Source organism: Streptomyces sp. NPDC002926, from assembly GCF_053591755.1.
In genome coordinates, this window is the sequence record NZ_JBSFUK010000026.1 from 1 (window position 1) to 24787 (window position 24787).

The 24787-nt window shown below is 69.6% G+C and carries 20 protein-coding genes; 8 read left to right on the forward strand and 12 right to left on the reverse strand.

Annotated elements, in window-relative coordinates; genetic code table 11:
* Nucleotides 1–1488: PAS domain-containing protein (locus ACWDZ6_RS27340; RefSeq protein ID WP_451504945.1), on the reverse strand; the 1488-nt coding region annotated here is incomplete at its 3' end.
* Nucleotides 1489–1611: 123 nt separating this feature from the next.
* Between ACWDZ6_RS27340 and ACWDZ6_RS27345 the strand changes: the two genes are divergently transcribed.
* Nucleotides 1612–2985, forward strand: a complete 1374-nt coding sequence (locus tag ACWDZ6_RS27345; protein ID WP_451504946.1) for a cation:dicarboxylate symporter family transporter — start codon at nucleotides 1612–1614, stop codon at nucleotides 2983–2985.
* A 126-nt stretch (nucleotides 2986–3111) separates the two neighbouring features.
* Here the strand turns inward: ACWDZ6_RS27345 and ACWDZ6_RS27350 are convergent, their stop codons facing one another.
* Together ACWDZ6_RS27350 and ACWDZ6_RS27355 are read right to left on the reverse strand one after the other, a co-directional pair.
* Entirely contained in the window at nucleotides 3112–3417 is a 306-nt protein-coding gene (locus ACWDZ6_RS27350) for an ArsR/SmtB family transcription factor (protein WP_451504947.1), read from the reverse strand.
* A 31-nt stretch (nucleotides 3418–3448) separates the two neighbouring features.
* Complete coding sequence (locus ACWDZ6_RS27355; RefSeq protein ID WP_366735152.1) at nucleotides 3449–4069, reverse strand: TetR/AcrR family transcriptional regulator; 621 nt, start codon at nucleotides 4067–4069, stop codon at nucleotides 3449–3451.
* A gap of 93 nt (nucleotides 4070–4162) precedes the next feature.
* On the opposite strand from ACWDZ6_RS27355, the gene ACWDZ6_RS27360 reads away from it, so the two are divergent.
* A complete protein-coding gene (locus ACWDZ6_RS27360) occupies nucleotides 4163–5842 on the forward strand; it encodes an MFS transporter (RefSeq protein WP_451504948.1) in 1680 nt (559 codons plus the stop codon).
* A gap of 3 nt (nucleotides 5843–5845) precedes the next feature.
* Here ACWDZ6_RS27360 and ACWDZ6_RS27365 read toward each other — a convergent pair whose 3' ends face one another.
* From ACWDZ6_RS27365 to ACWDZ6_RS27380, 4 genes are all read right to left on the reverse strand, one after another.
* Nucleotides 5846–6817, reverse strand: coding sequence for a DUF1996 domain-containing protein (locus tag ACWDZ6_RS27365; protein WP_451504949.1), 972 nt, complete (start codon nucleotides 6815–6817; stop codon nucleotides 5846–5848).
* Between the two features lie 16 nt (nucleotides 6818–6833).
* The gene (locus ACWDZ6_RS27370) at nucleotides 6834–8273 is read right to left on the reverse strand and encodes a glycoside hydrolase family 16 protein (RefSeq protein WP_451504991.1); all 1440 of its coding nucleotides are present in this window, start codon (nucleotides 8271–8273) and stop codon (nucleotides 6834–6836) included.
* A gap of 176 nt (nucleotides 8274–8449) precedes the next feature.
* Nucleotides 8450–9409, reverse strand: coding sequence for an aldo/keto reductase (locus tag ACWDZ6_RS27375; RefSeq protein WP_451504950.1), 960 nt, complete (start codon nucleotides 9407–9409; stop codon nucleotides 8450–8452).
* The gene (locus ACWDZ6_RS27380) at nucleotides 9409–10317 is read right to left on the reverse strand and encodes an NAD-dependent epimerase/dehydratase family protein (protein ID WP_451504951.1); all 909 of its coding nucleotides are present in this window, start codon (nucleotides 10315–10317) and stop codon (nucleotides 9409–9411) included. The genes ACWDZ6_RS27375 and ACWDZ6_RS27380 overlap by 1 nt, the downstream gene beginning before the upstream one ends.
* Before the next feature lie 64 nt (nucleotides 10318–10381).
* Here ACWDZ6_RS27380 and ACWDZ6_RS27385 point away from each other — a divergent pair, with 64 nt between their 5' ends.
* The 4 genes from ACWDZ6_RS27385 to trxA all read left to right on the forward strand — a co-directional run bounded on the left by ACWDZ6_RS27385 (nucleotide 10382) and on the right by trxA (nucleotide 12740).
* Nucleotides 10382–10900, forward strand: coding sequence for an Lrp/AsnC family transcriptional regulator (locus tag ACWDZ6_RS27385; RefSeq protein ID WP_451504952.1), 519 nt, complete (start codon nucleotides 10382–10384; stop codon nucleotides 10898–10900).
* Between the two features lie 83 nt (nucleotides 10901–10983).
* Nucleotides 10984–11871, forward strand: coding sequence for an NAD(P)-dependent oxidoreductase (locus ACWDZ6_RS27390; protein WP_451504953.1), 888 nt, complete (start codon nucleotides 10984–10986; stop codon nucleotides 11869–11871).
* A gap of 60 nt (nucleotides 11872–11931) precedes the next feature.
* A complete protein-coding gene (locus tag ACWDZ6_RS27395; protein ID WP_451504954.1) occupies nucleotides 11932–12351 on the forward strand; it encodes a MerR family transcriptional regulator in 420 nt (139 codons plus the stop codon).
* Entirely contained in the window at nucleotides 12348–12740 is a 393-nt protein-coding gene (trxA, locus tag ACWDZ6_RS27400) for a thioredoxin (protein WP_451504955.1), read from the forward strand. The genes ACWDZ6_RS27395 and trxA overlap by 4 nt, the downstream gene beginning before the upstream one ends.
* Nucleotides 12741–13312: 572 nt before the next feature.
* Here the strand turns inward: trxA and ACWDZ6_RS27405 are convergent.
* Nucleotides 13313–13861 (reverse strand): DUF6817 domain-containing protein, encoded by a 549-nt coding sequence (locus ACWDZ6_RS27405; RefSeq protein ID WP_451504956.1) that lies wholly within the window; start codon nucleotides 13859–13861, stop codon nucleotides 13313–13315.
* Nucleotides 13862–14027: 166 nt separating this feature from the next.
* Between ACWDZ6_RS27405 and ACWDZ6_RS27410 the strand changes: the two genes are divergently transcribed.
* On the forward strand, nucleotides 14028–16304 hold the full coding sequence (locus ACWDZ6_RS27410) for a HelD family protein (protein ID WP_451504957.1): 2277 nt from the start codon (nucleotides 14028–14030) through the stop codon (nucleotides 16302–16304).
* Nucleotides 16305–16428: 124 nt separating this feature from the next.
* Here ACWDZ6_RS27410 and glgB read toward each other — a convergent pair whose 3' ends face one another.
* The 4 genes from glgB to ACWDZ6_RS27430 form a co-directional block, all read right to left on the reverse strand.
* Entirely contained in the window at nucleotides 16429–18780 is a 2352-nt protein-coding gene (gene glgB / locus ACWDZ6_RS27415) for a 1,4-alpha-glucan branching enzyme (RefSeq protein WP_451504958.1), read from the reverse strand.
* A gap of 29 nt (nucleotides 18781–18809) precedes the next feature.
* Nucleotides 18810–20231 (reverse strand): maltokinase N-terminal cap-like domain-containing protein, encoded by a 1422-nt coding sequence (locus tag ACWDZ6_RS27420; RefSeq protein WP_451504959.1) that lies wholly within the window; start codon nucleotides 20229–20231, stop codon nucleotides 18810–18812.
* Between the two features lie 154 nt (nucleotides 20232–20385).
* A complete protein-coding gene (gene treS, locus ACWDZ6_RS27425) occupies nucleotides 20386–22110 on the reverse strand; it encodes a maltose alpha-D-glucosyltransferase (RefSeq protein ID WP_326652715.1) in 1725 nt (574 codons plus the stop codon).
* Complete coding sequence (locus ACWDZ6_RS27430; protein WP_451504960.1) at nucleotides 22107–24095, reverse strand: alpha-1,4-glucan--maltose-1-phosphate maltosyltransferase; 1989 nt, start codon at nucleotides 24093–24095, stop codon at nucleotides 22107–22109. The genes treS and ACWDZ6_RS27430 overlap by 4 nt, the downstream gene beginning before the upstream one ends.
* A 396-nt stretch (nucleotides 24096–24491) precedes the next feature.
* Between ACWDZ6_RS27430 and ACWDZ6_RS27435 the strand changes: the two genes are divergently transcribed.
* Entirely contained in the window at nucleotides 24492–24683 is a 192-nt protein-coding gene (locus ACWDZ6_RS27435) for a hypothetical protein (RefSeq protein ID WP_451504961.1), read from the forward strand.
* Nucleotides 24684–24787 lie beyond the last annotated feature (104 nt).

The following is a 24787-nucleotide window of genomic DNA, read 5'->3' on the forward strand; positions in this document are numbered from 1 at the left end:
GACGGTGTCGCGGCCCCGGCCGTCCGCCGCGGTGACGAGGACACGGTCCTGGCCGTCCGCCGCGCCGGCGATGACATGGTCCTGGCCGTCCACCCCGGCGTGCGCGTCGGCGCCCGGCGCGATCGCATCCTTCCCGGCGTGTGCTCCCCCTCCCCGCCCGCCCGCCGCCGCCTCCGACGCCGCGTCGACCGCGTTGTCGATCAGGTTCCCCAGGATCGTCACCAGATCGCGCGACGGCAGCGACGGCGGCAGAACGCCGTCGTCGATGCAGCTGTCCTCCGCGAGGATCAGCTCCACGCCGCGCTCGTTCGCCTGCGCCGCCTTGCCCAGCAGCAGCGCGGCCAGCACCGGCTCGCCCACCGCGCCGACGACCCGGTCGGTCAGCACCTGAGCCAGCTCCAGCTCCGCGGTCGCGAAGTCGACCGCCTCGTCCGCCCGCCCGAGCTCGATCAGCGAGACGACCGTGTGCAGGCGATTGGCCGCTTCGTGCGCCTGGGATCGCAAAGCCTGGGTGAAGCCGCGTTCCGAGTCCAACTCGCCCGACAGAGACTGGAGTTCGGTGTGGTCCCGCAAGGTCACCACCGTGCCGCGCTGCTCGCCGCCGACGACCGGGCTGGTGTTCACGACGATGACCCGGTCGGTGGTCAGATGGACCTCGTCGACGCGTGGCTCGGACGCCAGCAGCGCGCCCGTGAGCCGGGCCGGCAGGCCGAGCTCGGCCACCGGCCGGCCGACGGCGTGGTCGTCGAGACCCAGCAGCTCCCGGCCCGCGTCGTTGACCAGGGCGATCCGCCGCCGGCCGTCGAGCATCAACAGCCCCTCGCGCACGGCATGCAACGCGGCCTCGTGGTAGTCGTGCAGTCGGCTCAGCTCGGCCGCGTTCATACCGTGCGTATGCCGGCGCAGCCGCGCGTTGATCACGTATGTGCCGAGGCCGCCCAGCGCGAGCGCCGCGCCCGCGACACCGAGCAGCGCGGCGACCTGCTTGCTCACCTGCTCGCTGATCTTCTGGATGGTGATGCCCGCGCTGACGAGCCCGGTGATCTTCCCGTGGTCATGGATCGGCACCACGGTCCGCACCGAGGGTCCGAGCACGCCCAGGTGCTTCTCGCTGTATGTCCTGCCCTTCAGTGCCTCGCCGATGTGCCCCAGATATGTCTTGCCGATCTCGCCCGGCTCCGGATGCGTCCACCGCGTGCCGTCCGGGGCCATGATCACGACGAAGGTGACGCCCGCGTCCCTGCGCAGCCGCTCCGTGTACGGCTGAAGCAGCTCGGTGGGCTGCGCGGAACGCGCCGCCGCGATCACCGAGGGGGACCGCGCCACGGCGGTGGCGGTGGCGGTGGACTGCAGCCGCGCCGTCTCCTCGGCCTGGGAGCGGTCGGTGAGATACGCGAAGAGGGCACAGCCCGCCACGATCGCGGCGACCAGCACGACCTGCATCGCGAAGAGCTGGCCGGCGAGGCTTCGGGGGCGAGGTATGCGCATGCAATCAGTCTGCCTGGCCGATTTTGTGTGAACGAAACGAACGTAAGGGTGACCGTCGTCACAGGCTGGTGGATAGTCACGGCATCCATAGGGACATGGACGAATCGGAACGAGGAGGACCCCGTGGTTGGTGGAGCCGTCAGGCGGGACCGTACCCACTATCTCTATATCGCCGTGATCATCGCGGTCGCGTTGGGCATCACGGTGGGCCTGGTCGCCCCCGAGTTCGCCGTTGAACTCAAGCCGCTGGGTACCGGCTTTGTGAATCTGATCAAGATGATGATCTCGCCGATCATCTTCTGCACGATCGTGCTGGGCATCGGATCGGTACGAAAGGCCGCCAAGGTCGGCGCGGTCGGCGGCATAGCGCTCGGCTACTTCATGGTGATGTCGATGGTCGCCCTCGCCATCGGCCTGGTCGTCGGCAACATCCTGCACCCCGGTGACGGCCTGGCGCTGACCGACGCGGTCAAGGAGGCGGGCCAGGGCCAGGTGTCGGCCGAGGCCAAGCCCCCGGTCGAGTTCGTGCTCGGGATCATCCCGACCACGATGGTCTCCGCCTTCACCTCGGGCGAGGTCCTGCAGACCCTGCTCGTCGCGCTGCTCGCCGGCTTCGCGCTGCAGGCGATGGGACCTGTCGGCGAACCGGTGCTGCGCGGTGTCGAGCACATCCAGCGACTCGTCTTCCGCATTCTCGCCATGGTGATGTGGGCCGCGCCGATCGGCGCCTTCGGCGCGATCGCCGCCGTCACCGGGTCGGCCGGTCTGGACGCGCTCAAGAGCCTCGCCGTGCTGATGCTCGGCTTCTACGTGACCTGCTTCCTCTTCGTCGTCATCGTGCTCGGCACGCTGCTGCGCCTCGTCGCGGGCCTCAACATCCTCACGCTCTTCAAGTACCTGGGCCGTGAGTTCCTGCTGATCCTGTCCACCTCCTCCTCCGAGTCCGCGCTCCCGCGGCTCATCGCGAAGATGGAGCACCTGGGCGTGAGCAAGCCGGTGGTCGGCATCACCGTTCCGACCGGCTACTCCTTCAACCTCGACGGCACCATGATCTACATGACGATGGCCTCGCTCTTCATCGCCGACGCCATGGGCAACCCGATGTCGGTCGGGGAGCAGATTCCGCTCCTCCTCTTCCTCTTCGTCGCGTCGAAGGGCGCGGCGGGCGTCTCCGGAGCCGGGCTGGCCACGCTGGCGGGCGGTCTGCAGTCGCACCGGCCGGAGCTGGTCGACGGCGTCGGCCTGATCGTCGGTATCGACCGCTTCATGAGCGAGGCGCGCGCCCTGACCAACTTTGCGGGCAACGCGGTCGCGACGGTGCTGATCGGGACGTGGACGAAGGAGATCGACAGGGCGCGGGTCGACGAGGTCCTGGCCGGGAGGCTCCCGTTCGACGAGAGGACGCTGCTCGACGACGGCCGGGGTGACGCGGCGCCGGAGGCGGACGTGGACCTTCCTGAGCCGCGGGAGGAGAACGAGGCGGGCGTGAAGGTCTGACCGCCGGCCGGTACCGAACTTCCGCCGCTTGTCCGGCGGTTGAGGACCGCCTCTTCCGCTCCGCCCTTCGCCTGCCCCCGTGGCGGAGGGCGCAGCGGTACGCCACGGTCACGGTGTCCGTGCCCGTCAGGCTCCGTTCGGTTCGGCATCTTCCGCGACGCGGCCCAGGGTGTCGAGCTTGCTGCTCCACATGGACCGGAGGAATTCGCAGAGCGGTCCGAGGGCTTGCCGGTCGGCCCGGTAGAACCGCTTGGTCCCGTCCCTGCGCAGTGTCACCAGGCCCGCGTCCCGCAGCACCTTCAGATGCTGGGACACCGCGCCGAAGGTGACCTCGAAGCGGGCCGCGATCTCGCCTGCGGGCAGTTCGTCGTTCCAGATCAGCCGGAGAATCTCGCGCCGTCTGGGCTCGGCGACCGCCTGGACCACGTCCATGCCCCAGATTTTAGCCGATGCGGCAATCCGCTCACCGGCCCTGCAGCCCCGCCACGATCTCCCGTGCCCGTTCGGCCCCGACTCCCGCCGAGATCAGCGCCGTCGCCGCCGCCGCGCGCCCCGCATCGGCCGGATCCAGCGCGCCGTCGTTCACCGCCTCCATCAGACCGAAGAGCTGCTGCTCGTGAACGTACGCGAGAGCCGCCGCCGGCAGCGGAGCGGTGAACGCGCCCTCGTCCATGCCCTGTTGGAGCAGCTCCAGGCAGGACTTGCGGACCGGGGCCAGACGTTGCTTGATGCCTTCCATCGTCACGCTGCGCTGCGCCAGGGCCACCAGCAGGCGGTAGCGGTCGGCGATCTCCCAGACCGCGAGTGTCGCGCGGGCCAGTGCCTCGGAGGGGTCGCTCACGCCTTCGCGGCCGCGGGCGTGCGCCTCGGCGACCGTGGCGACCGCGTCGTCCACCAGGGCCGTGATCAGCGCGTCGCGGCTGGGGAAGTGGCCGTACACCGTCCGGCGCACCACGCCGGCCGCGCGGGCCAGCTGGTCCATGGACGCGTCCGGGTCGCGCAGCAGTTCCGTGAGCGCGACCTGCATGATGCGGCGGCGGTTCGCGTCGGCCCGGCCGCTGTTACCCGTGGCACCCATCGTCATGGCTCCATTTTGCACACGGCTGTGCATTGACGTAAATTGCACAGCAGTGTGTAATTGCACATGAGTGTGCAAGACAGTGGAAGGTGGAGCCTCGTGTCCCTCGTCATGAAGCGGCCCGTCGAGCAGATGGACCGGCCCTACGCCCGGCGCTGGTGGGCGCTGCTCGTCCTCTGCCTGAGCCTGCTGATCATCGTCATGGCGAACACCGCGCTGACCGTCGCCGCCCCCGACATGACCAAGGACCTGGGCCTGACCAGCTCCGATCTGCAGTGGGTCATCGACGGCTACACCGTCCCCTACGCCGCGCTGATGCTGCTCCTCGGCGCGATCGGCGACAAATACAGCCGCCGTGGCGCCCTCGTCCTCGGACTCGTCGTCTTCGGCGCGGGCGCGGTGGCCGGATCGCTCGTCGACAGTTCGGCCGGGGTCATCTCGGCACGCGCCGTCATGGGCGTCGGCGCCGCGATGATCATGCCTGCCACGCTCTCGCTGCTCGCCGCGACCTTCCCGCGGGCCGAGCGCGCCAAGGCCATCGTCATGTGGACCGCCACCGCCGGACTTGCCATCGCCGCCGGGCCGCTCGTCGCCGGCGCGCTGCTGGAGAAGCACGGCTGGGCCTCGACGTTCCTCATCAACGTGCCGGTCGCCGCGCTCGCGATCGTCGGCACGCTCGTCCTCGTACCGCCGTCGAAGGCCGCCCGCCACGACCGGATCGACTACACCGGCGGGCTGCTCTCCGTGGTCTGGATCGGCTCGCTCGTCTACATGATCATCCAGGGGCCGCATTTCGGGTGGGGCGCCGAGGCGATCACGGCCGCCGTCGTCGCGGGCGCGGGCCTGGTCCTGTTCGTGGTGTGGGAGCTGCGCCACCCGCGTCCCGTCCTGGATGTGCGCCGGTTCGCCCACCGCGGCTTCGCCGGCGCCAATCTCGCTGTCGCGCTCTTCTTCCTCGCCGTGTTCGGGGCCTTCTACTACCTCACGCAGCATCTGCAGTTCGTCCTCGGCTACAACCCCTTCGAGACCGGCGTACGGATGCTCCCGCTCGCCGGGGCCGTCTTCGTCGGCTCCGCCCTGACCGGCTTCCTCACCCCGCGCCTCGGTATGAAGGTCACCGTCACCGCGGGCATGGTCGGCGGTACGTCCGCGCTCGCCCTGCTCACCCGTATCGACGCCGGATCGGCGTACGGCGACTTCGTGCCGCCGCTCGTCATCCTCGGGCTCGCGATCGGCCTCGCGCTCTCGCCCTGCACGGACGCGATCATGGGTGCCTTCCCCGAGTCCGAACTCGGCGTCGGCGGCGCCGTCAACGACACCTCCCTCGAGCTCGGCGGGTCGCTCGGGATCGCCATCCTCGGCTCGGTGCTGGCCGGTTCGTACTCCTCCCACCTCGACGATGCCGTGGGAACCAAGCTCCCGGCCGAGGCGCTCGACGCCGCCCAGGACTCGGTCGGCGCGGGCCTCGCCGTCGCACAGCAGGTCGGCGTCCAGGCAGGTCCCCAGCAGGCGAAGGCCCTGGTGGACGCGGTGAACGGCGCCTTCTCGGACGCCGTCGCGCACACCAGCCTGGTGGGTGCGGTGATCCTCGGCGTCGGCACGGTGCTCGTCGCCGTACTGCTGCCGCGCCGCGGCAGGGCCACCGAGCCGCAGGTCGCGGCCGGCGAGGAGAGCGGGCTCACACGTTCCGGGGACGTACGGACCACGCCGGACGAACCGGACCGGGACGCCCTGACCCGCAGGCTGCTGGGCGTCCCGGCCCCGGAATCGGACGGATGAGGGTCACTGCTGGACCGGGTTGCCGTCCGTCCCGCAGATGTACCCCGCGACAATGCAGTTGGCCACCCGGCGCTTCAGCTCACCGTCGTCCCAGGCGTTGAAGAAGTCGCCGTGGAAGGTGTAGCCCGGCTGGTCGGTCACATTGACGCCGTTCCTGGTGCCCGCGAGCGTCAGCCCGCCGCCGTTGACCGGCCAGGTGATCAGCAGTTCCAGCCGCGGCACGACCACCGGGTGCGAGGCGGGGCAGGTCTGTCCGGCCGCGTACGCCATGTGGTCCCGGTGGTTGGCACTGTCCAGGTTCTTCCCGTCCCAGCAGGTCGGGAAGTCCAGATAGTTCTCCAGCTTGGTGCCGGGAGGGCAGTTGATGAACTCCCGGCCGGACTCGGGCCGGCCCACGCACGACCAGCGCGCCGCCGGGTTCTGGTCGGGAGAGGTGGCCAGGGCGTTTCCGACGACGTAGCGCAGACCGCGCGGATGGGCCACGGCCCGGGCGTGGTCGGTGATGCCCTGGTAGTAGACGGTGACCCGCTCGGGGGCCACGGGAACTCCGTTCTTGTAGAGGGTGGGGGTCCAGTACGAGGAGAGGTCCACCGCGGGCGTGCAGTTGGTGGTGCCGGCGGCCAGCGACTGCAGCGTCGAGGCCGCGTTCGCGGTCCGGTTTCCGTAGAACTCATGGATGTGCGAACGGCCCGCCTGTCCCGGGAAGACGATCGGGTCGTCGCCCTTGCGGTGGCTGGAGAAGCACTCCGCGCGGAATTCGCTGCCGCGCACCGGGGCCGCGGCCTGTGCGACGATCGCGGCCGTCTGGGCGCCGGTGAAGGTGTAGGCGTGGCCGTTGTGGCCCGACATGGCGGGACGGGATGCGGTGTGGCCCGAAACGGTGTCGGGAGCCGCCCGTTCAGTCCTCGCGGTGATCCATCCCGCCGTGATCAGGAAGATCACGGCGGCCAGGCCCGTGAGCAGTCGGCGCAACATTGCGGTCCTCCTGGATTCAGCCGAAGGGGATGCGTACGACGGACTGGTTGCCGACGCCGACCGTGCTTGCACCGCCGCCGATGGCGTTCCACACCTCGATCCGCACCTTGCCGTTCGCCAGATCGCCGAGCGCCCCGGTGGACGACTTGAGGCCTGTCGCCTGGGTGTAGTGCTCCCAGCCGGCGACGGGGTCGGTGGCGAAGTAGCTGTACGTCTCCGTCCGGTCCCAGTTCCCGTCGTCCGTACGGTCGTAACTCACCCTGATCTGCTGGCCGTTGGCGACGGTGGAGCCCGCGTCGACGAACAGGTCGAACTGCGTCGGGCCGCCGTTGTACTTCCTGGTGATCCCGGACGAGGTGAAGACCTGCGGATTGTGCGGGGTGCCGTCGTAGTTGGCGCCGCCCGCCGAGGCGAGGCTCACCGTGGAGGCCGATGCCGCCGCGTCGCCCGCGCCGCCTCCCGTACGCAGATACAGCTGGGAGGAGCCGGACGGCGGGGGAGTCGTGGGCGGGTCGGTCGTGGGAGGTGTCGTGGGCGGGGTGGTCGAGCCGCCGCCCTTGGTCCAGACGGCGACGTAGTCGACGAGCATGGGGCGGCCGGGGACGGTCGCGGCCGTCGGGGTCTTGCCTGCCAGCGCGTCGGGGAACGCGCCGCCGATCGCGACATTGAGCAGGATGAAGTAGCCCGCGTGGCTGGTCATGTTCGCCCAGGTCCCGGCGTCCACACGGTTCTCCGCGACGCTGTGGAACAGCTGGTCGTCCACATACCAGCGCAGTTCGTTGGGGGAGGCGGAACGGTCCCACTCGAAGCGGTACGTGTGGAATGCGGACTGGCAACTCGCTCCGGGGCAGGCGCGGTTGTTGGCGATGCCGCTGGTCTCGTTGCAGGGGCCGCCGGGGTTGACCCCGCAGTGCAGCACCCCCCAGACGGAGTTGATGCCGTTGACGTTCTCCATGATGTCGAACTCGCCGATGGACGGCCAGTTCCAGTAGTTGCCACGGTAGGGCGCGCCGAGGGCCCAGAAGGCGGGCCAGTAGCCGAGGGCGGACTGGCCGGTCACATTCGGCATCTGGATCCGGCCTTCGATGCGCAGCGTGCCGCCGGCCGGGGCCTTGAAGTCGGTGCGCCGGGTCTCGATCCGGCCGGAGGTCCAGTTGCCCCCGCCGTCCCGGAGCGGGGTGATGCGGAGATTGCCGGCGCCGTCGAGACTGAGGTTGTCGGGGTTGCCGGTGTAGTTCTGGATTTCACCGGTGCCCCAGTTTCCCGGCCCGTTCGGGTAGGCGTGGCCGAGGTCGATCTGCCAGTTGGCCGACGAGGGCAGGGTGCGGTTGGCGCCGTTGAAATCGTCGCTCCACTGGAGATTCCAGCCGGGCGTGGGCGGTACGTCACCGCGGGCGGAGCCCGCGCCGGTCACGGCGATGAAACCGGCGAGGGCCACGGACATGGCGACGATCATGGTGACCAGGGGGGTGCGTTTGATGCGGCTCGTGCTCAAGGAACACCTCCGGGAGGGTGGTGCCGAGGGAGTTGAGAGCGCTCTCAAACAGTTTTGTAGATGTAGACAGTCCAGTCGTCAATGGCTGCACATCGTTGACTTCCTGAACGCGTTGCCGGTTTGGGCTGAACCGCTGGTCAGGAGCGGACGGCCGGTTCCGACCCGTCGTTCCCGTTGGCCGTGGTCGACGAGGCGTCGAGCGCCGCCAGTTCCGCGGCGCTCAGAGTGAGTCCGGCGGCCGCCGCCGAATTCCGGATGGTCAACGGCCTGCTCGCCCCCGGGATCGGGATCACGGTCGGCGACTTCGCCAGAAGCCAGGCCAGGGCGGTCTGTTGGGGACTCACGCCGTGCTCCCGAGCCACCTGGTGGAAGGCGGCGTACGGACCGGTCACTTCCCTGCTCCCCCGGTCCGCTCCCGCGCCGTGCGGATCCGACGGCCCGTCCAGCGAACTCCGTGAGATCCCGCCGAGCGGACTCCACGGAAGAAAGGCGAGGCCCAGCTCCGCGCAGAGCCGCAGCTCCGCCTCGCTGTCACGCACCGCCGGCGAGTACCGGTTCTGTATGGAGACCAGCCGCTCTCCCAGCATCTGCCTGGCCAGCCGGATCTGAGCCGCGTTCGTGTTGGAGATCCCGGCAAACCGGATCGTGCCCTCCGTCAGCAGTTCCTGGAGCGCGCCGAGCGAATCGGCGAAGGGGACGGACGGGTCCGGCTTGTGCAGCTGATAGAGCCCGATCGCCGCGACGCCGAGCCGGTCGAGCGAGCTCCTGGCGGCCTGCTTGAGATGGCGCGGATCGCCGTTGACCGTCCAGCCGCCGTCGGCGGTCCTGCCCCGGCCGCCTTTGGTGGCGACCAGGACGGAGTCCGTATCGCCGCCGTACGCGGCGAGCGCGCGTCGTACGAGCAACTCGCCGGCGCCCGGCTCGCCGCCGGGCGGATGGTAGGAGTCGGCCGTGTCCACCAGCGTCACGCCGGCGTCGAGAGCGGCATGGACGGTGGCGAGGGCCTGCCGCTCGTCGGGGTGGCCCTCGATGGACAGTGGCATGGCGCCGAACCCGATCGCGCTCACCTGGAGGCTGCCCAGCGTGCGGTACCGCATTACCGGACCTCCTTGCCGGAACCGAGAGTCTCGGCCATGGCCCGGGACAGCCATTCCTCGGTGCGGCTGAAGGTGTAACCCAGCTCCGCCGCACGCGAGTTGTCCATGCCGTACGAGCGGGCGAAGGAGAACGGCGAGGTCTTGCCGACCTCCACGGGAAGAAATTCCGTCTTTCCGCCGGTCACGCGCTCGATCGCCGCGCAGATATCGGCTGTGGAGAGCGGACCGTACGCATTCGCATTCACCGGTCCGGTGAATGCCTGACCCGCTGTCCACGCCAGGAATTCGGCGATCTCCGCCACATGCACATAGGTGGCGGGGTGGTTCTCCGCGGGTACGGCGATGGGCTCGCCCGCCCTGATCCGGGTCGCGTAGTGGTCCACGCGGCCGGTGAAGTCGTCGTCCCCGCCGAGCACATGGGCGACGCGCACCGACACGTACGGGAAGGCCGGATTCTGCGCCAGGACCGCCTCGGCCTGCCGCTTTCCCTCGCCGTAGTGCTCCTCACGGAAGTCCGGGTCCTCCCACGGAGCGGCCAGGTCCACGTTCACCGTCAGCGGGTCCACGGCCTCCTCGCTGACGAGGATTGTGGAGTGTTCGTACTCGTACACCTCGACGGTGGACGTCATCACATAGCGCCCGGTGCGGCCCGCGAACACCCGACGGGCGATGTCCGCCTGGCGTGGCGTATAGCAGACCTGATCGAAGACGACATCGAATGTACGAGAGCCGATCGCGGCCCGCAGGGAATTCTCGTCGTCGCGGTCAGCGACGAGATGGGTGACTCCGGCGGGCGGGGCGGACGACCCGCGATTGATGACGGTGACCCGGTCGCCCGAATCCAGCAGTCGAGCTGTCAACCGTTTGCCGAAATACCGGTTACCGCCGATGACGCATATCTCGCGCATTCCCAACTCCCTCTCGTCGTACGTCAAGTGTTACGTTTACGGATCGCATTCTGAAGGGGGAGACATGGGAGATCCGGCCGGCCTGCCGAAAGAACCACGGCCTCTGCGCGCTGCCGCCAGCGAAACGTCGGCGACCGCCTTCGACGCCGTCGACCGCCAGATCCTGGAGCTCGTCCAGACCGACGGCCGCATCAAACTCAGCGAACTGGGCCGCCGGGTGCGGCTGAGCCCGGCGGCGGTCACCGAACGGCTGCGCCGGCTGGAGGCCTGCGGCGCCATCACCGGTTACGGGGCGCATGTCTCACCGGCCCGCCTCGGCTACGGCATCCAGGCCTTCATCCGCGTCAGTCCGCACGGCGGCTACAACCTGAGGCACCCCAGAACTCTCGAACTGCTGGCGCGCCCCGAGGTGATCGAGGTTCACCATGTCGTCGGCGAGGACTGCTGGATCATCAAGGTCGCGGTGACCGACACGGTCCATCTCGAGGACGTACTGGAGCAGACGTCGGCGCTCGGCCGTACGACGACATCGGTGGTGCTGACCTCGCCGGTGGCCCGGAAACCGCTGCTGCCACCGCACTGACCTCGATGTTTTCCTCACGGTGCGTACCTGACTTATTTGTAGGTACTTGTGGCGGAGTTGGGCGCCGAAGAAGCATTGCGGGCATGTCCACCACCAACACCCCGCTCACCTCGGTCACCGTCCTCGGCCTCGGCGCGATGGGCAGGGCCCTCGCCGGCGCCCTCCTCGACGCAGGCCACCCCACCACCGTCTGGAACCGCTCCCAGGGCAAGGGCGACGAACTCGTCGCACGCGGCGCGGTCCGTGCCGCCAGTGCCGAAGAAGCCGTACTTGCAAGCGAGTTGACCGTCATTTGCGTGGTCGACCACGACGCCGCCCAGGCGGTCCTCGACCCCCTGGGCGACGCGCTCCGAGGCCGGGCGCTGGTCAATGTCACCTCGGACACGCCGGAGCGCTCGCGGGCGACGGCGGCCTGGGCGGCCGAGCGGTCCATCGCCTATCTGGACGGCGCGGTCATGGTGCCGACCCCGCTCATCGGCTCGCCCGACGCGCTGCTCTTCTACTCCGGCGCCCAGGAGGCGTTCGATCGGTACGAGTCCGCCCTGAAGGTCCTCGGTGGCAAGGCTGCCTTCGTCGGCACGGATCCCGGGCTCGCCGCGCTCTACGATCTGTCGCTGCTCGACTTCTTCTACGGCAGCATCTCGGGCCTGGTGCATGCGTACGCGCTGGCCACGGCCGACGGGGTCAAGGCGGTCGACATCGCCCCGTACCTGGGAACGATCGTCGGGATCCTGCCGCCCATCGCGGAGTACACGGCCGCCAATATCGACGCGGGCAGCTATCCGGGAGCACAGGCCAACCTCGGCATGATGGCGGCGGGCGTCGAGCACATCCTGCACGCGGCGCGCGCCCGCGGCCTCGACGTCTCTCATCTGGAAGCCATCAAGTCCGTCGCCGACAGGGCGATCGCGAAGGGCCATGGGGCCGACGACTGGGCGAGCACGGTCGAGGCCGTCACCGGGGTGGCCTGAGTTCCGGGAAAGGGCCAGCCTGTTGCCTTGACGCCGACGTCAAGGATTACCGTCGAAGACATGCGAATCGGCGAGCTGGCGGAGCGGGCCGGGACGACCACCCGCGCTCTGCGTTACTACGAGTCCCGCGGGCTCCTGCCCGCCCGGCGCGCGGTGAACGGCTACCGCACGTACGACGAGGACGATCTGCGGCTGCTCCAGCAGATCCGGACCCTGCAGGACTTCGGGTTCGACCTGGAGGAGACCAGGCCCTTCGTCGACTGCCTGCGCGCCGGGCACCCGGCGGGCGACTCCTGCCCCGCCTCGCTCGCCGTCTACCGCGCCAAGCTCGGTGAGCTGGACACGCTCATCGACCAGCTCCAGTCGGTGCGCGCCCAGGTCGGGGCGCAGCTCGCACGGGCGGAGCTGGAGGCGCGGGCCGCTGTTCCGGGCGGTCCGGAGCCACGCTGTGAACTGACGTACGGAGGGGAAGACGAATGATCCACGCACAGGGCGTCGCCGCGGTGACGGACGACGACTTCGACGACGAGGTACTGAAGGCGGGACTGCCGGTCCTGGTGGAGTTCACGGCCGACTGGTGCGGCCCGTGCCGCCAGCTCGCGCCCGTGCTGAGCGCGCTCGCCGCCGAGGAGGCCGACCGGCTCAAGGTCGTACAGCTCGACGTGGACACCAATCCGGAAATCATGGCGCGGTACGGCGTGCTGTCGATGCCGACGCTGATGGTGTTCCGCGGGGGCGAGCCGGTGAAGTCGATGATCGGCGCCCGGCCCAAACGACGGCTGCTCCAGGAGCTGGAGGAGGTGATCCGGCCGCTGTCGCGCCGACCGGAGAACGGCGACGTGAAGAACGGCGCACCCGCATCGGTGTGAAAGCGCGGGCGGCGCGGCTTCTGTTCGGACACGCCCTCCCCGGCTGAGGACTCATGTCCGCCACAGGCGCCCGGAGAAGGGGGCGGGTAGCACTACTTGCCGGTGGCGGGCGGCAAGACGGATCACCCTCTCCGGTTGATACCGGCCGGGTGGGAAAAGAGGTCTCAACGGACGGAACAAGCCCGGCTCGGCTGCCGCCGAGTTGTCCGTGCAGGGCGTGCCGGTGCGCGCGACGAGCGCGTCGGAATGGCGAGGGAGCCGACGTTCAGCGCGTCGGCGGCCTTCTCGACGGCAAGACGCGTGTCGCCCCTGATGGAGAGGCAGGCGGAGCGAAAGAGACGGCCCTCAGCAATTGGAGGAACTCGTCCTCGCGGGACTTGGTCATGCTGTCCCCTCCCCGTCCATCCCCGTTATGTGTTCGGTTATTGCGGGGCCTCCAAGCCCCTTCACCTCATTGATGCGATGAAATGTTTCATGCCGTCAGCACCATGTGTGGGACCGAACGTTTCCCGGCTACCTCGAGGGCATGGCCGGCGGACCCTGGTCCGCTGTTCCGCCGGGCCGGAGCGCGGTCACTGTTCCTCGCCGCGAAGTACCAGCAGATCGCGCACATCCGCTCGGGCGGCTTCGCTCAGCAGTGGCCGCCATGCGCTGAACAGCCGCAGCAGCGGCCCGCCGTGCCGGGACCGGAACGCGCTGTCCGTCCGGGCGAGGTCGAGTTCATTGACGGCGGTGAGCTCGGCGAAGTCCTGCCGCTGCTGGAGGCTCGGTGTGTATGTCACGCCCGTGAACCGGTCGCGGAACGCGGCGTCGTCCTCGGCCAGCGTGCTGTAGGAGGCCTTCCGGTCGCAGCTCGCGTAGAAGTACACGAGCTCCTCCGCCTCCGTGCCGACGGCGGCCGCCAGTTCGTCCCGCCGCTCCAGCGGCAGCAGGGCTGTCGCGAAGCCGTCCGTCCCGTAGAACGCGTGGCACAGACCGGCCAGCCGGAGCTCCGGCCGTGCGCCCCAGGCGGCCAGGCGTTCCCCCACGCGCTCCAGGTGGGCGAGCAGCGTCCCGCCGGGGTGTTCCAGCTGATCGGCGCCGTACTCGCGCAGCAGCGCCATGGCCTGCGCCCCGCCCATGTGTCTCCCCCTGGACTCTTCGACAACGCTACGACGCACAAAAATACCCCGGAACCGAATTGACGGCCGGGGTATTTCTCTGCGTATATTGAATGTTTCCGTGCCCGCGCACACTGAAGTGCGCGGATAAGTTCACTGGTGACACCGTATCGCGTCAGGAGCTGAATTGTCAACCGAGGAATTGCAGAATGAGCAGCAATTCGTCTCCCTGCTCTACAAGCGTCTCGATGCGCTTCGCGAGCAGGCCGAGGGTGCGGTCCGGACGGCGATCGGGCAGGCCGGCACCGGTCTTCAGGCCCGCGTGGAGCGCGATGTCAGCGTCGCGGAACAGTCCGGACAGCTGTCCGCGCTGAATGCCGTGGACTCGGGGCTCTGTTTCGGGCGCATGGATCTCGCGGACGGTGCCAGGCACCACATCGGACGCATCGGAATGCGGCAGGACGATGCGGAGCGCACACCGCTCCTCATCGACTGGCGGGCTCCTGTGGCCCGGCCTTTCTACCTCGCCACCGGCCATGAGCCGATGGGGCTGCGGCGGCGCCGGCACATCACCACCAAGGCGCGCACCGTCACCGCGCTGCACGACGAGATCCTCGATCTCGCCGATGCCACCCGCACCGGGTACGAGGACCACGACGCGGACGCCGTACTGCTCGCCGCGCTCGGGGCCGAGCGAACCGGGCGGATGAGCGACATCGTGCAGACCATCCAGGCCGAGCAGGACCGCATCATCCGCGCCCCGCGGCGTGGTGTGCTCGTTGTCGAGGGCGGGCCCGGCACCGGGAAGACCGCGGTCGCGCTGCACCGGGCCGCCTATCTGCTCTACGCCCACCGCGAGCAGCTCGCCCGGCGCGCCGTGCTGATCGTCGGGCCGAACCCGGCGTTCCTCGGATACATCGGTGAGGTGCTGCCCTCGCTCGGCGAGACCGGGGTGCTGCTGTCCACCATGGCGGAGCTCTTTCCCGGCGTACGGGCCACCGGGACCGACACCCAGCAGGCCGCGGCCGTCAAGGGCCGCGCGGAGATGGCCGATGTGCTGGCCCGTGTCGTACGCGACCGGCAGACGCTCCCGGAGTCCGTGCCCCGGGTCGATCACGAGGACAGCGGCACGCTGCCCGAGCCCGCGCTCGAGATCGACCATCAGGAGCACGGGACGTTGCTGCTCCACCGGGAGATGGCATACGAGGCCCGCGACCGTGCGCGCGCCACCGGGCTTCCGCACAACCTGGCCCGGCCGCACTTCGCCTTCCGGATCATCGACGCGCTGACCGAGCAGCTCGTGGACCGGCTCGGCGCCGACCCGTACGGAGGACCGAACCTCCTCGGCCCCGACGACATCGCCCAGCTCGGCAAGGAGATCGCCACCAGCGCCGAGGTGCACTCGGCCATCGACGAGCTCTGGCCCTCGCTCACCCCGCAGCGGGTCGTCGCCGACTTTCTCGCCGAGCCCGAGGCCCAACTGCCCAGCGAGCAGGCCGAGATGATCCGGCGTACGAAGGGTGCCTGGACGCCCGCCGATGTGCCGCTGCTCGACGAGGCCGCCGAACTGCTGGGCATCGACGACAGCGCGGAACAGGCCGTAGCGGAGGCCGAACGGCAGGACCGGATCGCCTACGCGCAGGGTGTCCTGGAGCTCTCGCAGGGCTCCAAGACGTACGAGTTCGAGGACGAGGAGTCCGAGGTTCTCGCGGCACACGACATCATCGACGCCGAGCGGATGGCCGAGCGCCAGGAGGAGACCGACCACCGCAGCGCGGCCGCGCGTGCCGCCGCCGACCGGACCTGGGCGTTCGGGCACATCATCGTCGACGAGGCGCAGGAGCTGTCCGCGATGGCGTGGCGGCTGCTGATGCGCCGCTGCCCCACCCGCTCGATGACCCTGGTCGGCGACCCGGCCCAGACGGGCGACGCGGCCGGCTGCGGGTCGTGGCAGGAGGTCCTGGAGCCGTACGTCGGCGACCGCTGGCAGCACAACCGACTGGGTGTCAACTACCGTACGCCCGCCGAGATCATGGAGCTCGCGGCGGAGGTGCGGCGCAGTGAGGACCCCGCCTTCGAGCCGCCCCGCTCGGTGCGTTCCACGGGCGTCCCGCCGTGGGAGGTGGCTGTCGCCCCGGACGAGCTGGCACGGACCGTCGCCGAGCGGGTGGCCGAAGTTCCGTACGAGGGACGGCTCGCGGTGATCGCACCGGCCGGGCTCCACACCGCGCTCGCGGCCGAGCTGCCCGACGTCCCGAGCGGCGGTGAACCGGACCTCACCCGGCCCGTCGTACTGCTCGACCCCCGCCAGGCGAAGGGCCTGGAGTTCGACACGGTGATCCTCGTCGAGCCGGAGCTGATCCGCGCCGGCTCGCCCCACGGGACGAACGACCTCTATGTGGCGCTGACCCGGGCCACCCAGCGCCTGGGGGTGGTGCGTACGGACCGCGGCCTGTCCAGGTGACCGCGCGGCAATGACCGGGCGGGACGACCGCGCGGGAATGACGGGGTCCGACCGGCAGCCGGTCCGTCCTCAACCGCCGGCCGGGCTCGGAGAGCAAGCCCGCCCGGCGATCGAGGGCATACGTTCACGCCGGGCGCAGCCACACCGTCGCCAGCGGCGGCAAGGTCAGCTGGATGCTCGACGGGCGGCCGTGCGACGGGACCGACTCCGGCTTCAGCGGATCCCCGTTGAGCACATCGCCGCCGCCGTAGCGCTCCGCGTCCGTGTTGAGGATCTCCGTCCACGCCTGGGCCGAGTCCGGCACCCCGAGGCGGTACTCATGGCGGACCACCGGCGAGAAGTGGCTGACGGCCAGCAGCGGTGCGCCCGAGGCGTCGTAACGCAGGAAGGCGAAGACATTGTCCTCCGCAGCGTCGCCGTCCACCCAGGCGAAGCCCTCGGGCACGGTGTCGCGCTGCCAGAGCGCGGGAGTCGCGCCGTACACCGCGTTGAGATCGCTGACCAGATTCCGTACCCCGCGGTGGTCCGCCTCCGCCGCGTACGACGGGTCGAGCAGCCACCAGTCCGGGCCGTGGCCCTCCGACCACTCGGCGCCCTGCGCGAACTCCTGGCCCATGAAGAGCAGTTGCTTGCCCGGATGCGCCCACATGAAGCCCAGATAGGCGCGGTGATTGGCGCGCTGCTGCCACCAGTCGCCGGGCATCTTGCTCACCAGCGACCGTTTGCCGTGCACCACCTCGTCGTGCGAGATCGGCAGGACGTAGTTCTCGCTGTACGCGTACACCATCGAGAAGGTCATCTCGTTGTGGTGGAACTTACGGTGCACCGGTTCGTGGGTGACGTAGTCCAGCGAGTCGTGCATCCAGCCCATGTTCCACTTCAGGCCGAAGCCGAGGCCGCCGAAGCCGCCGGGGCCCACATGGTGGGTGGCACGGGTGACGCCGTCCCAGGCAGTGGACTCCTCGGCGATGGTGACGACGCCGGGACAGCGCCGGTAGACCGTGGCGTTCATCTCCTGGAGGAAGGCGACGGCGTCCAGATTCTCCCGGCCGCCGTGGACGTTCGGCGACCACTCGCCCTGCTCGCGGGAGTAGTCGAGGTAGAGCATCGAGGCGACGGCGTCCACCCGCAGCCCGTCGATATGGAACTCCTCGCACCAGTACGTCGCGTTGGCGACCAGGAAGTTGCGCACCTCCTTGCGGCCGTAGTCGAACTCGAGGGTTCCCCAGTCCGGGTGCGCGGCACGCGCGGGATCCTCGTGCTCGTACAGGGTGCGGCCGTCGAACGCCGCGAGCGCCCAGTCGTCCTTCGGGAAGTGCGCGGGCACCCAGTCCACCAGCACCCCGATGCCGGCCCGGTGCAGGGCGTCGATCAGGAAGCGGAAATCGTCCGGGCTGCCCATCCGGGAGGTCGGTGCGTAGAAACCGGTGACCTGATATCCCCAGGAGCCGCCGAAGGGATGTTCGGCGACCGGCATCAGCTCGACATGAGTGAAGCCCAGGTCCTTGACGTACGCGGGGAGCTGGAGGGCGAGCTGGCGGTAGGTCAGACCGGGCCGCCAGGACGCCAGGTGCACCTCGTAGACGGAGAACGGCGCCTCGTGCACCGGCCGGTCACCGCGGTGCGCCATCCACTCCTCGTCCCGCCACACATGGTGGGACTCGATCACGATGGAGGCATTGGCGGGCGGTACCTCGGTGTGCCGCGCCATCGGGTCGGCGCGCATGGTGTGCGAGCCGTCGGGGCGGGTGACGTCGAACTTGTAGAGCGCCCCCTCGCCCACCCCCGGGACGAACAGCTCCCACACGCCCGTGGAGCCCAGCGACCGCATCGGATGGCCCGTGCCGTCCCAGTAGTTGAAGTCGCCGACGACGCGCACGCCGAGGGCGTTGGGTGCCCAGACGGTGAACCGGGTCCCGGTGACACCCTGGTGCGCCATCGGATGGGCGCCGAGCGCCTTCCACAGCTCCTCGTGCCGACCCTCGCCGATCAGATGCAGATCGAGTTCGCCGAGCGAGGGCAGGAAGCGGTACGGGTCCTGCACCTCGATCTCGTGCGTGCCGGGGCTCTCGTCCCCTTCGGCGGCCCCGCCCGCGTCGTACGTGACCAGCAACTGGTACTCCGGAGCCGTACGCAGCGGCAGCACACCGGAGAAGAACCCGTCGCCGTCCTCGTGCAGCTCGGCCCGCAGCCCCTTGGCCAGTACGGTCACCGCCCGCGCGTACGGGCGCAGCGCGCGCAGTTCGACGCCGCCCCGCACCGAGTGCGCGCCGAGCAGTCCGTGCGGATCGTGGTGGGCGCCGCTCAGCAGCCGTTCCCTGTCCCCGTCCGCGAGCGGCCGCGCGGCCCGCACGCCATGACTGCCGCCGGCGCGCGGCCGTGGTGCGGCGGACTGCTTGCGGCCGGTCCTGGCCGCTGCCGGCGGATTCGGTGCATCGGGGTCGGACGAATGACGGGACGGGGGGCGGGCGGTCACGGGGGTCGGCCTCCTTGGGCTGTGGGGGATCAGGTGAGCGCGGCCAGGCGGTCGATCGCCGCCATCGGCACCGGCAGCCAGTCGGGGCGGTGCCGGGCTTCGTACACGACCTCGTACACGGCCTTGTCCGTCTCGTACGCGCGCAGCAGTTCGGGTTCGGTGCGCGGATCGGCGCCGGAGATCTCGGCATAGCCCTCGCAGAACGCCGTACGGCAGCGCTCCGCCCAGGCGGGGTCCCACGGGCGGTGCGTACGGGCCGCGTAGTCGAACGAGCGGAGCATGCCGGCCACATCGCGTACCGGGGGCTGCGGCCTGCGCCGTTCGTTGAGCGGGCGCGCGGGCTCACCCTCGAAGTCGATGACCGACCAGTGGCCGTCGCCGGACGAACCGGATGAACCGGTGGGGCCTGAGGGACCGCCGGAACCGGCGCCGAGCAAGGTCTGACCCAGATGGAGGTCGCCATGGACGCGCTGGGCCCGCCAGGCGCGGCCGTGTCTGCCCAGCGAGGCGATCGCGTCGAAGGCGGAGCGCAGCCGGGGCGCGTACGGCTTCAGGGCGGGCACCGCTTGCGCGGCCGCGTCCAGCCGCTCCGACATCGCTGCCGCGAGGTGCTCGGCCTGTGGCCGGCGCAGCATCACGGTCGGCAGGGCATTCGCCAGCGCCGCGTGGACCTCGGCGGTGACCCGGCCCAGCGCGCAGGCCTCCGCGGTGAAGGAGCGCCCGCCCGCCAGTGAGTCCAGCGCGAGCAGCCAGCCGTCCTCGGAGCCGCGCAGGAACGGCTGCAGGACTCCGAGTGTGTACGGCTCCGGCGCGGTGGACTCGTACCAGGCGACGGGCGCGGGCACCCGGCCGCATCCGGCACGGGCGAGCGCGAGCGGCAGCTCGAGATCGGGGTTGGGGCCCGGATGGACCCGGCGGAAGAGCTTGAGGATGTACGCATCGCCGTACACGAGTGAGGAGTTGGACTGCTCGGCGTCCAGCGGCCGTGCGGTGAGCCCGCCGGGGATGTCCGGGCCGCGGTCGAACCGGTCGAAGCGGAGCGCCCCGAGCACGCCGGGCGTGCGCAGCCGCTCCAGGATCAGCTCGGCGAGGCGCGGGTCATGCAGGCCCTCGTAGACCGTCAGCCCGGCCAGCGGCCCCTCCGCGGGACGGCCGATCAGCGCGGGCGCGAGATACGGCGGCAGCGTCTTGCGTACGCCGAGCAGGAGTTGGTAGCAGTCGTTCGTGGACGGAGCGGGAGGTCCCGGCTGCTGGACACGTACGAGCAGATGCAGCAGTCCGGCACCTGGTCCCTCCACCGGCAGCAGTTCGGTCGCCGAGACGAGCGAGAAGCCGGTGACTGGACGGCCCTTGCCGGCGAACCAGCGCTGCCGGGGGAGCCATTCGTGCAGTAAGGGGGCGAGTGACGGGAGGAGAGCGACGGGAGTCCGGGTGGATGCAGCCTCCGACATGGCATCGCGTCCTTTCCCCGGGTACACCACGAATGCGCAGAGTGTCCCGGATTACAGCAGTGGCTGTCCGGCGGCGCGCGGGGATAAGGGGGAGAGTGCCCGGTGCGGGGCGGGGGAAACCGCCCCGCGGGACATACCTCTCCCCGTACGTGACTCAGGTCGGCGCCGAATCCTTTCGCAGGCGGAACCAGTAGAAGCCGTGACCGGCGAGAGTGAGCAGGTAGGGCCACTGACCGATGGCCGGGAACCGCACTCCGCCGATGAGCTCCACCGGATGCCGGCCGCTGAACGTCCGCAGATCGAGCTCGGTGGGCTGCGCGAAACGCGAGAAATTGTTCACGCAGAGCACGAGATCGTCGCCGTGTCCGTCAACTGACGGGGCCTCGCGCAGGAACGCGAGCACGGCCGGGTTCGACGAGGGCAGCTCGGTGTACGAACCGAGCCCGAAGGCGTGGTTCTGCTTACGGATCTCGATCATCCGCCGGGTCCAGTGCAGCAGCGAGGACGGCGAGGCCATCGCCGCCTCCACATTGGTGACCTGGTAGCCGTAGACCGGATCCATGATGGTCGGCAGATAGAGCCGGCCCGGGTCGCTGGAGGAGAATCCCGCGTTCCGGTCCGGTGTCCACTGCATCGGGGTGCGCACCGCGTCCCGGTCGCCGAGCCAGATGTTGTCGCCCATCCCGATCTCGTCGCCGTAGTACAGGATCGGCGAGCCCGGCAGCGACAGCAGCAGCGCCGTGAACAGCTCGATCTGATTGCGGTCGTTGTCCAGCAGCGGGGCCAGCCGCCGGCGGATGCCGATATTGGCGCGCATCCGTGGATCCTTGGCGTACTCCGCGTACATGTAGTCGCGCTCTTCGTCCGTGACCATCTCGAGCGTGAGCTCGTCGTGGTTGCGCAGGAAGATGCCCCACTGGCAGTTCTTCGGGATGGCCGGGGTCTTGGAGAGGATTTCGGAGACCGGGTAGCGCGATTCGCGCCGTACGGCCATGAAGATCCGGGGCATCACCGGGAAGTGGAACGCCATATGACACTCGTCGCCGCCGGCCGGGAACTCGCCGAAGTAGTCGACGACGTCCTCCGGCCACTGGTTGGCCTCGGCGAGCAGCACGGTGTCCGGGTAGTGGGCGTCGATCACCTTGCGTACGTGCTTGAGGAAGGTGTGGGTGGCGGGGAGGTTCTCGCAGTTCGTGCCCTCCTCCTGGTACAGGTACGGCACTGCGTCCAGCCGGAAGCCGTCGATGCCCAGGTCCAGCCAGAAGCGCAGCGCCGAGATGATCTCTTCCTGCACCGCCGGGTTCTCGTAGTTGAGATCGGGCTGGTGGGAGAAGAAGCGGTGGAAGTAGTACTGCTTGCGCACCGGGTCGAAGGTCCAGTTGGACGTCTCGGTGTCGACGAAGATGATCCGGGCGTCCTGGAACTGCTTGTCGTCGTCCGCCCAGACGTAGTAGTCGCCGTACGGTCCTTCCGGGGCGCTGCGGGACTCCTGGAACCACGGGTGCTGGTCGCTGGTGTGGTTCATGACAAAGTCGATGATGACGCGCATGCCCCGCTGGTGGGACGCGTCGACGAACTCCACGAAGTCCGCCAGGTCACCGAAGTCGGGCAGCACGGCGGTGTAGTCGGAGACGTCGTAACCACCGTCCCGCAGCGGCGACTTGAAGAACGGCGGCAGCCAGAGGCAGTCGACTCCCAGCCACTGCAGATAGTCCAGTTTGGCGGTGATGCCCTTCAGGTCGCCGATGCCGTCGCCGTTGCTGTCCTGGAAGGACCGCACCAGGACTTCGTAGAAGACGGCCCGTTTGAACCAGTCGGGGTCGCGGTCCTTGGCGGGTGTGTCCTCGAACGTGTCGTGGACGGGCTCATTGACGATCATGATGTGGGTGACCCTCCGATCGGCGGGGACGGTCGCAGAACGACGATGTGCGCGGGCGTTCTGCCCGGCTCGAGGCGCACATAGTTGGCCCTGCCCCAGTGATAGGTCTCGCCGGTGAGCTCGTCGCGCACCGGTGTGCTCTCGTGCCAGTCGAGGCCGAGGCGCGGCATGTCCAACGAGACTGTGGCCTCCTGGGTGTGGTGGGGGTCGAGGTTGGCGATCACGAGGACGGTGTTCGAGCCGGACCGTTTCGAGTACGCGATCACCGCGTCGTTGTCGGTGTGGTGGAAATGGATGTCACGCAGCTGCTGGAGGGCGGGATGGCGGCGCCGGATCCGGTTGAGGGCGGTGATCAGGGGGGCGATGGTGCGACCCTCACGCTCCGCCGACTCCCAGTCCCGCGGCCGTAGTTGGTACTTCTCCGAGTGAAGGTACTCCTCGCTGCCGGGCCGTACCGGGGTGTTCTCGCAGAGCTCGTAGCCGGCGTACACCCCCCAGGACGGCGCCATGGTCGCGGCAAGCACCGCGCGCACCTCGAACGCCGGGCGACCGCCCTGCTGGAGGTAGGCGTGCAGGATGTCGGGCGTGTTGACGAAGAAGTTGGGCCGCATGCAGGAGGCGGCCCCGCCGGAGAGCTCAGTGAGGTATTCGGTCAGCTCCTGCTTGGTGTTGCGCCAGGTGAAGTACGTGTACGACTGCTGGAAGCCGATCTCGGCGAGGGTGTGCATCATCGCCGGACGGGTGAACGCCTCGGCCAGGAAGAGCACATCGGGATCGCTGCGGTTGATGTCCGCGATCACCTTCTCCCAGAAGATGACCGGCTTGGTGTGCGGGTTGTCGACGCGGAAGATCCGTACGCCGTGGCCCATCCAGAAGCGCAGCACCCGCAGCGTCTCGCGGACCAGTCCGCGCATGTCCTGGTCGAAGGCGATGGGATAGATGTCCTGGTACTTCTTGGGCGGGTTCTCGGCGTACGCGATCGAACCGTCGGCCCGGTGGTGGAACCACTCGGGGTGCTCTTTCACCCAGGGATGGTCGGGGGAGCACTGGAGCGCGAAGTCCAGGGCCACCTCCATACGCAGAGCGGCTGCCGTTTCGACGAAGTGGTCGAAGTCCTCGAAGGTGCCGAGATCGGGGTGGAGCGCGTCATGGCCGCCGTCGGGCGAGCCGATGGCCCAGGGCACTCCGACATCGTGGGCGCCGGGGGAGAGGCTGTTGTTGGGGCCCTTGCGGAAGGTGGTGCCGATGGGGTGGACGGGTGGCAGATAGACGACGTCGAAGCCCATCGCGGCGACGGCAGGCAGCCGTTCGGCCGCGGTGCGGAGGGTGCCGGAGACGGGCGGCTCGCCCTCCTTGACGACCGCGCCCTCGGAGCGCGGGAAGAGCTCGTACCAGGAGCCGTACAGCGCGCGCTGCCGCTCGACCACGAGCGGCAACGGGCGGGAGGAGGTGACCAGTTCGCGCAGCGGGTGGCGGCCGAGCGCGGCGGCGGCGTCCGGGGCGAGGGCGGCGGCGAGCCGCGCGGCGGCGGACCGCGTGTCGTCGCGCAGCGCGTCGACGGCGGCGAGCACGGCCTCGCGCCCGTCGTTCTTGGGCACTCCGGCGGCGGCACGTTCGTACAGATCGGCGCCTTCGGCCAGGACGAGCGCGGTGTCGATACCGGCGGGGATCTTGATCTGGGCGTGGTGCCGCCAAGTGGCGACCGGGTCGCTCCAGGCCTCGACGGCGTACGTCCAGCGGCCCTCGGCATTCGGCGTGACGTCGGCTCCCCAGCGGTCGGTGCCGGGCGCGAGCTCGCGCATGGGGGTCCAGGGGCCGGGGTGACCGCTCGGATCGCGCAGGAGGACATTGGCGGCGACCGCGTCATGGCCCTCGCGGAAGACGGTGGCGGTGACCTGGAAGGTCTCACCGGCCACCGCTTTCGCCGGCCTCCTTCCACAGTCGACGAGGGGGCGGACGTCCAGGACGGGGATGCGACCGATCATGGGATCACCTGAGGGCTGTGCGGGCAGGGCGGATTGAGCGGGTTGTTTCTTTTTACGAGGTTTGGTTGTTCTTTGTAGCTGCTCAGGCGACGACTGGCGGGCTGTGGGCATGGCCGCTCCTGTCCGCGTTCACTCGGGTGGGCGGAAAGAATGCTGTGAGAGGTGCGCGATCGCATGCGTTACCGGAGGAGCCTTCCCCCGCACTTCGGGTGGGCAATCCGGTGGTTCGTTAACTACTAGGGCGTAGGTGACGACACAACACTTTCGCGGGCCCGGATCGAGTTCTGAGGGGATCCGGGGGTCGTCCCCTCGGGGGAGCGCGGCACTACTAGGGGGCGTAGGAGACGTCCCGGCACCTTCGCGGATCGGACCGTGTTTCCGGCTGAGCAGGCCGCCATGACAGAGCTTCAGCGGGGTGAACCGGCAGCCGGTCCCGAGGTCGTCGTCCATCTGGCTCATGAGCGGGCACCGGACGGCTGCACCGGCATCCACCAGGTGATACCCGTGCGGGAACTCGCCGAGACAGCGGCCCGGTGTCCGGCGACCGGGGCCGTCGGCCCGGCGACCGTCAACCGGGGTTCCCCGTAAGGAGTTTCGTTGGGTTCACCGCGCCGAGTACTCCCGCGGGCGCCCGCCGGACGGCCGCGCGCCGTGGTTGAGAAGGCGCGCTTACCACTACCGTCTGGGGTGAC